At 67.2% G+C, this 11,299-nt stretch carries 6 protein-coding genes; all 6 read left to right on the top strand.

Annotation, left to right across the window (positions count from 1 at the left end; all coding sequences use genetic code 11):
- The first annotated feature begins 28 nt into the window (after positions 1–28).
- The 6 genes from WME76_RS10840 to WME76_RS10865 all read left to right on the top strand — a co-directional run bounded on the left by WME76_RS10840 (position 29) and on the right by WME76_RS10865 (position 11,278).
- Complete coding sequence (locus WME76_RS10840; protein ID WP_437290730.1) at positions 29–1,687, top strand: tetratricopeptide repeat protein; 1,659 nt, start codon at positions 29–31, stop codon at positions 1,685–1,687.
- 145 nt (positions 1,688–1,832) lie between these two features.
- Positions 1,833–5,627 (top strand): hypothetical protein, encoded by a 3,795-nt coding sequence (locus WME76_RS10845; RefSeq protein ID WP_437960068.1) that lies wholly within the window; start codon positions 1,833–1,835, stop codon positions 5,625–5,627.
- Positions 5,628–5,638: 11 nt separating this feature from the next.
- Positions 5,639–7,108, top strand: coding sequence for a tetratricopeptide repeat protein (locus tag WME76_RS10850; protein WP_437960069.1), 1,470 nt, complete (start codon positions 5,639–5,641; stop codon positions 7,106–7,108).
- Between the two features lie 407 nt (positions 7,109–7,515).
- Positions 7,516–7,758, top strand: coding sequence for a hypothetical protein (locus tag WME76_RS10855; protein ID WP_434047331.1), 243 nt, complete (start codon positions 7,516–7,518; stop codon positions 7,756–7,758).
- Between the two features lie 89 nt (positions 7,759–7,847).
- Positions 7,848–9,884 (top strand): AgmX/PglI C-terminal domain-containing protein, encoded by a 2,037-nt coding sequence (locus WME76_RS10860; RefSeq protein WP_437960070.1) that lies wholly within the window; start codon positions 7,848–7,850, stop codon positions 9,882–9,884.
- 485 nt (positions 9,885–10,369) lie between these two features.
- Positions 10,370–11,278: a tetratricopeptide repeat protein gene (locus WME76_RS10865; RefSeq protein ID WP_437960071.1), complete on the top strand. Its 909-nt coding sequence runs from the start codon at positions 10,370–10,372 to the stop codon at positions 11,276–11,278.
- Positions 11,279–11,299 lie beyond the last annotated feature (21 nt).

Raw genomic sequence — 11,299 nt, forward strand, 5'->3', positions numbered from 1 at the left:
GAGTATCTGCCTTGTAGCTTCTGCCCTGTTGCTCACCCCCGCCATGGGGCATGCGCAGGGCAAGGGTAAGCCCGTCGCGGCTGAAAAGGCGGACGCCAAGGGCGGCACGAAGCCCAACAAGGAGATCAACCTCGACGAGGATGCTGGCCCCGTGACCGCGGGCCAGATGACCGAGCAGGCGGCCCAGGGCAAGCGGCTGTTCGACAGCGAGCGGTGGAGCGACGCCGCGCTGCAGCTCAAGCGGGTCGTCGACGGCGACACGGGCGACGACGAGGGCAACCGGCAGATCGCGCAGTACCACCTCGCGATCGCGCTGTACCGGCTGCAGTTCTACCAGGCGAGCTACGCGATCTTCTCGCAGATCGCCGACAAGCCGAACCACCTGAAGTTCAACGAGACGCTGCTCTGGCTGTCCAAGCTCGCGACGCAGCTCCCCGAGCCGGCGGACATCATCGAGCGCGTCGGCAAGTACAAGACCGAGCAGATCGCGCGGTTCAACAACCCCCAGCAGCGCGACCTCTACTGGCAGCTCAACTACCTGCTCGGCCGCTACAAGTACCGGAACCGGAACTACGAGGAGGCCATCAGCCTCTTCGCCAAGGTCGACCCCAACAGCAAGTACTACGTCCAGGCCCAGTTCTTCAGCGGCATCTCGTACGTGCAGCTCCGCAAGTCGGTGCCGGCGGTCAAGTCGTTCCAGCGGATCGTCCAGGCCATCGACGACGGCGTCGAGGGCGTCGAGGACGAGGCGCGCATGCGCGACCTCGCGTTCCTCTCGATGGCGCGGACCTACTACTCCGCCTCAGTCCGCCTCGACGACAACAACGTCCCGACGATCGACGCCGCGAAGCTCTCGGCGGCGGTCAAGTACTGGAACCGCGTCGACGTCGCGAGCGAGTACTGGCTGGACAGCCTCTTCGAGCAGTCCTGGGCGTACTTCATGGCCGGGCTGTACCCGCAGGCCCTCGGCAACATCCACACGATCGAGTCGCCCTACTTCCCGAACTCGTTCTACCCCGAGGCCGACATCCTGAAGGCCGTCGTCTCGTTCACGATCTGCCAGTACGGCGACGCGACCATCACCGTCGCGAAGATGAAGAAGAAGTACGAGCCGATCAAGAAGGAGCTCGAGGCGATCCTGAACCGGTTCCAGGGCGAGGGGAACGAGGAGCGCTTCTTCCAGTTCCTGAAGGACGTGGGCGCCGGCAAGGCCAACCTGTCCCCGACCGTCCGCCCGATCGTCGAGAATGCGCTCTCGGATCGCCAGCTCCGCCGCAACATGGAGTACGTGCGCGTGCTCGACGAGGAGGCGGCGCGGTTCAAGCAAGCGCCCGCGAACTTCCGCAACTCCCCGGTGGGCAGCGAGGTGACCGACGCCCTCGAGTTCGCGCGGAGCCTCGCGATCCGGAACGCCGGCACGCTCGGACGGGAGCGCTACCAGCGCAACCTCGACGAGCTCAACGAGCACCTCCGCGACTCGTCGAAGATCCTCATCGACATCACCGCGGCCGAGCGGAACAAGCTCGATCAGCAGGTCGTCAGCGGGCAGCTCTCGAAGGAGGACGCGCTCACGTACGGCGTCGTCAAGCCCGACGACGAGCACGTGCTCTGGCCGTTCGACGGCGAGTACTGGCGCGATGAGCTGGGCTTCTACCGGCAGGTCGTGACGTCGAAATGCAGCAAGTGAGACGATTCATCATGGTTGGCCCCGCGGCCTTGGTCCGCGGGGCAGGCAGCGCTTCCTCACGGGGGTCCGTGGCGGAGGGACGGAGATGGAGATGAAGCAGTCGAAGTTCAGTGTACTGCATGCGCTCCGCGCGGCGGCAGGCACGTTGGCCGTCGCGGCGTGCGCGGTCACGGCGAGCCCCGCGTCCGCGGCCGACGCATGCATCACGCAGCCCGCGAAGGACGCGATCGCCGCCTGTCCGGGCGGCAAGCTCCAGGTGTCGGCCGGAAAGAAGCCGCAGGTCAGCTTCAAGTCGGCCCCCACCGGGATCAACCTGAAGAAGCGTGACGACCTCACGAAGCCCGCCAACCCGACCGCCTCACAGGCGTCGGCGCAGCGCGACGAGCGGCGGAATCGGCTCGCCCCGAAGGTGCGGAGCCTGCTGATCACGGAGATCCAGGGCCTCGAGGGCCTGTACGCCTCGACGCCGAAGAACGCGCCGGATCGGCCGAAGCTGATGCGGCGCCTCGCCGAGGGCTACGTCGAGCTCGAGTCGGCGGCCTTCCGCGACAAGACCGAGGGGCAGATCAAGGCCGACGAGGCCAAGCGGAAGAACCCGAAGGCGGTCGCCGGCCTGCGGGCGGAGATCGCCAAGGCCGACAAGATCCTCGTCGCCGCGCGGAAGAGCGCGATCAAGTACTACACGAACCTCAAGACGCAGTACCCGAAGTACTGCCAGAGCACCAACGCGGCCGACCCCGCGAAGAGCACGGGCTGCACGGACGAGGTCCTCTACTACCTCGCCTACGAGTACGAGCAGGCGCAGCAGCTCGAGGACGCCCGCAAGGTCTACTTCGAGCTCATCAAGAACTGGCCGAACTCGAAGTACATCCCGAACGCGTACCTCGCGTTCGGTGAGCTCTTCTTCAACGAGGCGCAGGGCGACCCGTCCAAGTGGGACCTCGCCGAGCAGTCGTACGTCAAGGTCACGCAGTACCCGCCGCCCGAGAACAAGGTGTGGGGCTACGCCCACTACAAGCTCGGGTACGTCTACTGGAACAAGGGCGACTTCGCCCGCGCGATCAGCGAGTTCAAGAAGACGATCGAGTACGGCCAGCAGTACCAGCAGATGCCGAACGCGGCCCAGCTCGCCGTCTCCGCGCGCCGCGACATCATCCCGGTCTACGCGCTCGCCGGCGACCCGCGGAAGTCCCATGACTTCCTCCGGCCGCTCAGCGGCGACGCGAGCGGCAGCTCCGAGAAGACGTTCAAGATGATGGACGATCTCGGGCAGAACTACCTCGACACCGGTCATTACAAGGAGGGCATCGAGCTCTACACCGACCTGATGACCCGCGACCGGGGCCCGAAGTACTGCGTGTACCAGGGGCACATCGCCGAGGCGACGCTCGCCATGAAGTCTGGCAACAAGGACCAGATCATGGAGGTGCTCGGGCGCCAGCTCGACGTCCACAAGAAGTTCGAGACCGAGGGGCACCCGGCGGACGCCAAGCTGAAGTGCTCGAACATCACCGCCGGGCTGCTGACCGAGACGGCGATGGCCTGGCACCTCGAGGCGGTGGGCTCGGGCGGCGTGCGCGGCACCGGCGACAAGAAGACGATGCAGCTCGCCGCGCAGCTCTACGACAAGGTCGTCAACAACTTCAAGCAGGAGCAGTTCGCCAGGTTCGAGTTCCCCCGCATCCTGAAGGAGGACTGGCCGAACATCTTCAAGATCAAGTACGCGATGGCCGACCTTCTGTACTTCCAGAAGGACTGGGCCAAGTGCGGCCCTGCGTTCGACTCGGTCGTGGCCGAGGACCCGAACGGCCCGCAGGCGGCCGAGGCCGCGTACGCGTCGGTGCTCTGCTACCAGAACATCTACACCGAGACCCACAAGGACGGCTCCGACAAGAAGGGCGGGGGCAACCTCCCCGACCCGGGGACGGGCAAGAAGGGCGAGAAGGACAAGAAGGCGGACAAGGCGAAGTTCCAGCCCAAGGAGTTCAACGACAGCCAGAAGGGCATGATCACCGCCTTCAACCGCTACGTCTGCTACATCAAGCCCGCCGCGAACGACAAGGAGGCGCAGGAGCAGTACGTCGAGGTGAAGTACGCGCGTGGCCGCACGTACTTCGAGGCGCAGCACTGGGAGGAGGCCGCGCTCGCGTTCCGCGACGTGGCGCTGAACCACGCCGACAAGGAAGTCGGCATCTACGCCTCGCAGCTCTACCTCGAGTCGCTCAACGTCCTCGGCGCGAACATGGACCCGCCGCGTCCGTCTTGTTACGACGACATGGCCGCGGACGTGCCCAAGTTCATCGACCTCTACTGCAAGGGCGGCAAGGAGAAGGAGAACGCCGAGCAGTGCGGCATCCTGATCCGCATCCAGCGCGACATCGAGCGCCTGCGCGCCCAGAAGCTCGTCGAGGCGGCGGACGCGTCCGGCGGCGTCGAGGCCCTCAAGAACTACGAGAAGGCCGCGCTCGCCTACATGGACATGTGGAAGAAGTACGGCGAGGCCGCGTGCGAGGCCAAGCAGCCCGCCTGCGAGAAGAGCGAGGAGGTCCTCTACAACGCCGCGAAGGCGTTCCAGGCCGCTCGCCTCATCGCCAAGTCGATCGCGGCGCGCAAGATCCTGCTCGACCCGCGGTACAACCTCCACAACACCGAGCTGGCGAAGACGTCGATCTACGAGATCGGCGGCAACTACCAGGCGATCGCGGTCTATGACGAGGCGGCCAACTGGTACGAGCGTTACGCCCGCGAGAACCCGAAGGGGGAGAAGGCCGCGGAGGCGCTCCAGGACTCGGTCGTGCTGCGGCTCGGCCTCGGCCAGGAGGACCAGGCGATCAAGGACGCCGACCTCTTCAACAAGAACTACGGCAAGGCGAAGCCGGCGCAGACGGCGCAGATCGCGTTCGCGATCGGCGCGCACTACATCGACCGCGAGGACTGGGATCAGGCGCGCCGGCGGCTGTCGACGGCGATGCCGCAGATCGACCGCAATGCGACGTTCGACGTCCAGGTGCAGGCGCACGCGATGTACGCGCGCGTCCTCCTGCAGACGAAGAGCGTGACCCCGGCGAACGGCGAGTACAACAAGGTCCGGGGCTACTGGAAGGACCCGGCGGCCGCGCTGAAGAAGCTCGACGCGATCGGCGGCGAGGAGCCGGAGAAGCTGCGCCGGCTCGGCAAGGTGCTGACCGCGGTGGGTGAGGCCTACTTCCACTTCGCCGAGCAGAAGCGGAAGGAGGTCGATAAGATCAAGTTCCCCGAGTACAAGGGCGCCGGGAACCGCGAGGACGTCCTCAAGCACATCAACACCAAGGTCGCCGACTGGGTGAAGAAGAAGCGCCCGGCGATCGAGGCGGCCGACGCGGAGTACCAGAAGATCCTCAAGCTGGAGCCGACGCCTCCGCCGAAGTGGGTCATCGCCGCCGGCGCGCGCGTCGGTCAGATGTGGGGCAAGTTCGTCGCCGAGTTCCGCGCCGCGCCGATCCCGAAGGAGTGGAAGGGTCGCGGAATGGTGCCGGGAACCGACGTCTCGTACGACGAGATCAGGGGCGAGTACTACTCGCGCCTGGACGAGGCGAGCGAGCCGCAGAAGCAGATGGCGAAGGGCGCGTTCAAGACCTGCCTCGACCTGTCCGTGAAGTACCAGTACTTCGACGACTACTCGCGCACTTGCGAGGTGTGGCTGTCGAAGAACTACGGCGCCGAGTACCACCTCATCGACGAATTCCGCGGCGCCCCGTCGCGGGTCAACTCCGGCCTGAGCGATCGTCCCGCGCCGCTGAACCTCGACGGGACCCCGTACCGTGAAGCGCTGACGGTCACCGACAAGCCGGCTGCCAGCAAGGAAGAGGGCGACGAGAAGACGAAGGAAGCGCCGGCGCGGTCCGGTGCCTCCAAGGAAGGCTCGCCGCTCGATCGGGCCACAACCCGACCCAGGAAGTGATGGAGCGAAACATGAGAAGCATCACCTCATTGGCAGCGGTCGCGGTGTTCCTTCTGGGCGCGGCGGGTTGTGGCGGCGGTAGCACCGGCGGCACGGCGCACGCGGCGAAGGATCCCACGACCGGCAAGGCGATCACGGACAGCAAGGGCAACGCCGTGTCGGTCGAGGCGGCCAACAAGTTCAAGACCGCCATGGACACCATGGTCCAGCACGACAAGGCTGGCGATTGGAGCGCGGCGACTTGCAGCTCGACGGCCCAGCTCTTCCTCGACGCGGCGGACGAGCAGGGGGACGCGACGTTCGCCGAGGCGATCTACAACGCAGGGCTCGCGTACCAGCGTTGCAAGAACGACTCGGAGGCGAAGAAGTACTTCCAGCAGGCGCTCCAGAAGAACGCGAAGTTCCACCCCGCGCGGGTCCAGGTGGCGCTCTACAACCTGGCCGAGTCGGGCGAGCGGAACATCGACGCGGCGATCAGCGAGATGCGGCAGGCCGCCGTCGTCGACGCCCAGTACAAGAACGTCGAGGCGCTCGTGCACCTCGCGCTCCTGTACATGAAGCGCGGCAACCAGGTCGCCGACAGCGACGGACCCAACGATTTCCAGCGCGCGAAGCGGTACATCCAGAGCGCGCTGGCGGTCGACGACGCCTTCATGCCGGCGTTCAATCAGCTCGCCATCTACTACCTGGAGACGGCGAAGCAGAAGGCCGGCCGGAAGTCGGGCAAGGCGGTCGCGACCAACGTCAGCAAGCAGAAGAAGGTCGACACGCAGGCGCTGGAGCTCGCCGCGCTGGTCTGCTCCCAGGCCATCCGCAAGAACCCGAACTACGCGCCGATCCACAACACCGCGGGGATGATCCAGGTCGAGCTCGCGAACCTGAACGGCGCCGTTCAGGAGTTCAACCTGGCGAGGAAGCTCGACCCGACCTTCTACGAGGCGCAGATGAACTACGCGGCGGTGAACCTGAGCTTCCGCGGGTTCCAGCAGGCGGACGAGGCGTACCGCGCGGCCCTGAAGATGCGTCCGAACGACTACGACGCTCACCTGGGCCTCGCGCTCGCCCTGCGCGGTCAGATCGACGACTCGAACTTCGACAACATGGTGGCGGCCGCCAGCGCGGAGCTCGACGCCGCGAAGAAGCTCGCCCCCGAGCGCGCCGAGACCTACTACAACGAGGCGATCCTCACCCAGGAGTACAAGGCGAAGTCGGGCGGCAAGTCCGCCGAGGGCGCCCTCCAGTCGGCGAAGGGGCTGTTCGGCCAGTTCATCCAGAAGGCGGGCTCCAACGCCGAGTTCGCTGACGCGGTGAAGCGGTCGAAGGAGCGCATGGAAGAGATCGACCAGATCATCGCCTTCAACAAGCAGACCGAGGCCGAGCGCAAGGCGGCCGAGGCTGACATGAAGACGAAGGAAGCCGAGCAGGAGGCCGCTGCCGGAGCCGAGGGCGAGGGCGGAGAAGGGGCCACGCCGGCCCCGTAGGCAGCAGGAGCGTTGTCCTGAACCCTGTCTGACGCACGTCGTGAGCGGCCCGAGCCCGGCAGAGCGAGCGAGGAATACGGCAGTATTCCGGGCGAGCTCTACCGGTGCGTCGGGCCGTACCGCAGCGCGTCAGGCAACCCGACCAGCCCCCCTCTCTCGCCGCATGCTCGCTGCATGCTCGCCGTCACGGATGGAGAGGGGGGCTGGTCACTTTCGTGGCATCGCTCTGGGAACCTTGGGTTGAATCGGTTGTCGAGGCGAGTGTGGGTCGTGCTCTCTGCCGCCTCGATGGCTTGCGAAGCTGGTTGACCGGCCGCCGCGATAGGCGGTACAATGGCACTGTAACTGCGTCGAAACATTCTGAGGAGGCTGAAATGAGAGGGTTGACCCGATTGGGTGCGGGAGTCGTGGCTGCCGTTCTTATGAGCGTGGTCGCCTCATCGGCGTTCGCGCAGGAGGCTCAGGGCGGCGGCGGTGGGAAGAAGGACGAGGGCTACGGGTACGAGTTCTCCGACGATCCGCTGAACGCCGGCGGGTTCGGCCCCAACGACGCCACCATCCGCGTGCGCCCCGGTCCGGTCCGGACGACGCTGATCCGGCCCCGCACCTCGTTCGTCCCGGAGATGCTCAAGTCGGTCGAGAACCTCTGATGTGCCGGGCAGGCTGGAACCTGCCCTGTCGATTTATCCCCAGATGCTGGGGGCGTGCGCCGCGGGGCGCATAGGGAAGGCTGGCGGAGATGGAAGGCAAGCAAAGGGTCGCTCTCACATTTGCGCTCTACCAAAACGAGGCGCTCGTCCGTCGGGAGACGATCACGCAGGATATCGTCAAGGTAGGCAAGGACGCGAAGAGCCATCTGCGTGTCGATGACGAGCTTGCCTCGCGCATGCACGCGGTCATCGAGGTCGCCTCCCCGCAGGACATCACGCTCATCGATCTCGGCAACGAGCCGGGAACGATGGTGAACGGGGCGCGCGTCAACAAGTGCAAGATCAGCCCAGGCGATCAGCTCCAGATCGGCGGCACGAAGATCATGCTGGAGCGCGCCGAGCCGGTGGCGGTCGCCGCCGCGGCGGGCCCCGCGAAGCCGGTGCCGGCGAACCCGTTCGCGGCGGCGCCCTCGAACCCGTTCGCGGCTGGCGCGCCGGCGAACCCGTTCGCGGCTAGCGCGCCGGCGAACCCGTTCGCCGCGACCGCGGGGGCAGATCCGTTTGCCTACAACAACCCGTTCGCGCAGTCGGCGCCCGCCGTCGACGAGGTGCCGCCGGACGCGCCGGAGGGCTCCTACACGTACACGCTCGTGAAGAACGGGCCGGACGTGCCGAGCGAGGAGGTCGAGGTCCCGGCGGCGTCCGTCGAGATCATGATCCTGTGGGATGCCGCCGTGCTCCACGTCGAGCACCTCACCCCGCCGCGCTCCTTCTACGTTGGTGAGGAGGAGGGCAAGAACTTCAAGTGCGACTACTTCATCCCGTCGGAGAAGCTCGGCACGACGCGCGCGCCCATCGTCCTCGCGGACCGCACCGGCTCGGTCTCGGTGGTGCTCCTGCCCCGCGCGACGGGGACGATCGAGCTCCCCGGGCAGCCGAAGATGACGGTGCAGCAGGCGATCGACCAGGGTCGCGCGCAGCCGTGCTCCGAGCTCTCGGGCGCCTACCAGATGGCGCTGCCGTCCGGCGCGAAGGCGAAGGTCGAGCTCGACGGCATCATCTTCCAGGTGTCCGCCGTGAACGCGGGCCGCGTCGTGGCCGGACACTTCCAGCTCGACACGCAGGGCCTGCTGTACACCGGCCTCTCGATGGCGGTGCACCTCGGGCTGCTCGCGGCGATGGCCTTCTTCATGCCGCCGCTCGGCGACACGGGCGAGGACGGGATCTCCGCGGATCAGCAGTTCCTCATCCAGCAGTACCTCGCGGCCGCCGCCGAGAAGGAGATGGAGGAGAAGGAGACCGAGCAGGTCGCCGAGAACGCGGCGGACAACAAGGAGGGCGGCACCGGTACCCGCGCCAAGGGTGAAGAGGGTTCGATGGGTAACCCGAACACCAAGGCCACCGGCAACCGCTACGGCGTCCAGGGCCCGGCCGACAACCCCGATCCGCACATCGCCCGCCAGGCGGCGCTGCGCGACGCCGCTGAGTTCGGCATGATCGGTCTCCTCAACGCCGGCGCCGGCGGCGATCCGAACGCCCCGACCGCGCCGTGGGGTCGCGACGACTCGCTCGGCAACGACGCGCTGAGCGCCCGCGGCAACATGTGGGGCGACCAGATCGGCGACTCGTTCGGCGCCGGCGGCCTCGGCCTCTCCGGCATCGGCGAGGGCGGCGGCGGTCGCGGCGAGGGTATCGGCCTCGGCTCGATCGGGACCATCGGCCACGGCGCCGGCACCGGCACGGGTCAGGGCTTCGGCTCCGGCCACGGCCGCCTCGGCGGGTCGCATCGCACCAAGCCGCCGCAGGTGCGTATGGGTGCGACGAGCGTCAGCGGTCGTCTGCCCCCCGAGGTCATCCAGCGTATCGTGCGCCAGAACTTCGGTCGCTTCCGGCTCTGCTATGAAAACGGCCTCAGGAACAACCCGAACCTGCAGGGCCGCGTCGCGGTGCGCTTCGTCATCGGGCGCGACGGCGCGGTGTCGAACGTGGGTAACGGCGGCTCGGACCTGCCGGACAACGGCGTGGTCTCCTGCGTGGTGAGGGCCTTCTACGGCCTGTCGTTCCCGCAGCCCGAGGGCGGTATCGTGACCGTCGTCTACCCGATCATGCTCAGCCCCGGCGGCTGAGCTCGCCTGAGAGCGTGGCGTCTGCGAACGCCCTGCACGGACCGTGCGGGGCGTTCGCCATTTGAGCGCCGGACGCGACCGACGCCGCGGGCGCGCTCGGCGTCCGTGGCCATCGCGCGTCCGTGGGCGGCGAGGCGGCCCAGGTCGTCGCGCGTCGCGCCGCAAGGGGAGGGGGCGGGCGGCGCCCGAACGCCGTCCACACCGTCGCGGGAGCGGGATCTGAAGCCCTGGACTTCCGCGGTTGCATCCGCCTATTCTCGCGACGCCGCGCGAGGTTGAACGCGCGCCACCTCAGGACGCTTGTGACGGTGCCACACCACGGAGCGGCGCAGCCGGCTCCGGGATGCGGGGACGGAGCGGCGCAGCCGACTCCGGGTTGCTGACACGGAGCGGCGCAACCGCTCCCGGGATGCTGGAGAGGGGCGACGCGACGCCCACGATCACTTGGGAGCCGGCGGCGCCGGTTTCATTCGAAAGGTGAGGAGATGAAGCTTCGGGCATTCTTGATGGTTGGGCTGGTCGCGGCGAGCGCGGCGGGGCTGGGCTGCTCCCGGCATCGGCAGGAGGCCGTCATCCTGGCGAATCAGGCCGACAAGGAGGTCGCCGTCAATCCCGAGGGGGCGGCCAACAAGTACGAGCAAGCGACCAAGCTCGACTCCACAAACCACCGCATCTTCTTCAAGCTCGCCATGGCGTACAAGAAGAAGGAGGAGTGGGACAAGGTCGCATCGACGCTGGCGCGCGCCACGCAGATCGCTCCGAAGTTCGCCAACTACTGGTTCGAGCGGGGCTGGGCGCTGGAGCAGCAGGCGAAGAAGAAGACGATCTCCTACGAAGAGGCCAAAGAGCCCTACCAGAAGTGTATCGAGAACGACCCCAACTTCGCTGACTGCTACTCGCAGCTCGGGAACGTTTACCTCTGGACGGACGACGAGCAGAAGGCGCTCGAGAACCTCACCAAGGCGATCGAGCACAACCCGAACGAGATCCGCTACTACGCGGCGCTCGCCGACCTCTACACCCGCCTCGGCTACACGAAGGAGGCCGAGCAGGTGCTCAACGAGGCGAAGTCGTTCGCGAAGCCTGGGGACAAGTACCTCTTCGGCATCCACAGCCTGCTCGCGACGGTCTACCAGGAGCGCGGGGCCACGGCGGAGATGGTGGCTGCGCTAGAGGCCGCCCGGGCGGCCGCGCCGGCGGATGGTCCCGAGTCCGTACAGATCCTCTGGAGTCTTGGGAGCACGTACGCGACCCTGGATCCGCCTCGCAAGCAGGAGGCCATCCAGATGCTCAAGGGGTTCACAACGCGCGCCTGCAAGGGGGCGAGGGCGGCGAGCTTCAAGACCGAGTGCGAGACGGCGAACACGCTCGTCGCGCGGCTCGGTGGCCAGTAGCCGTGATGCCGCGCGCCGCGC

The organism is Sorangium sp. So ce119 (assembly GCF_051524405.1).
Lineage (GTDB): Bacteria > Myxococcota_A > Polyangia > Polyangiales > Polyangiaceae > Sorangium > Sorangium cellulosum_G.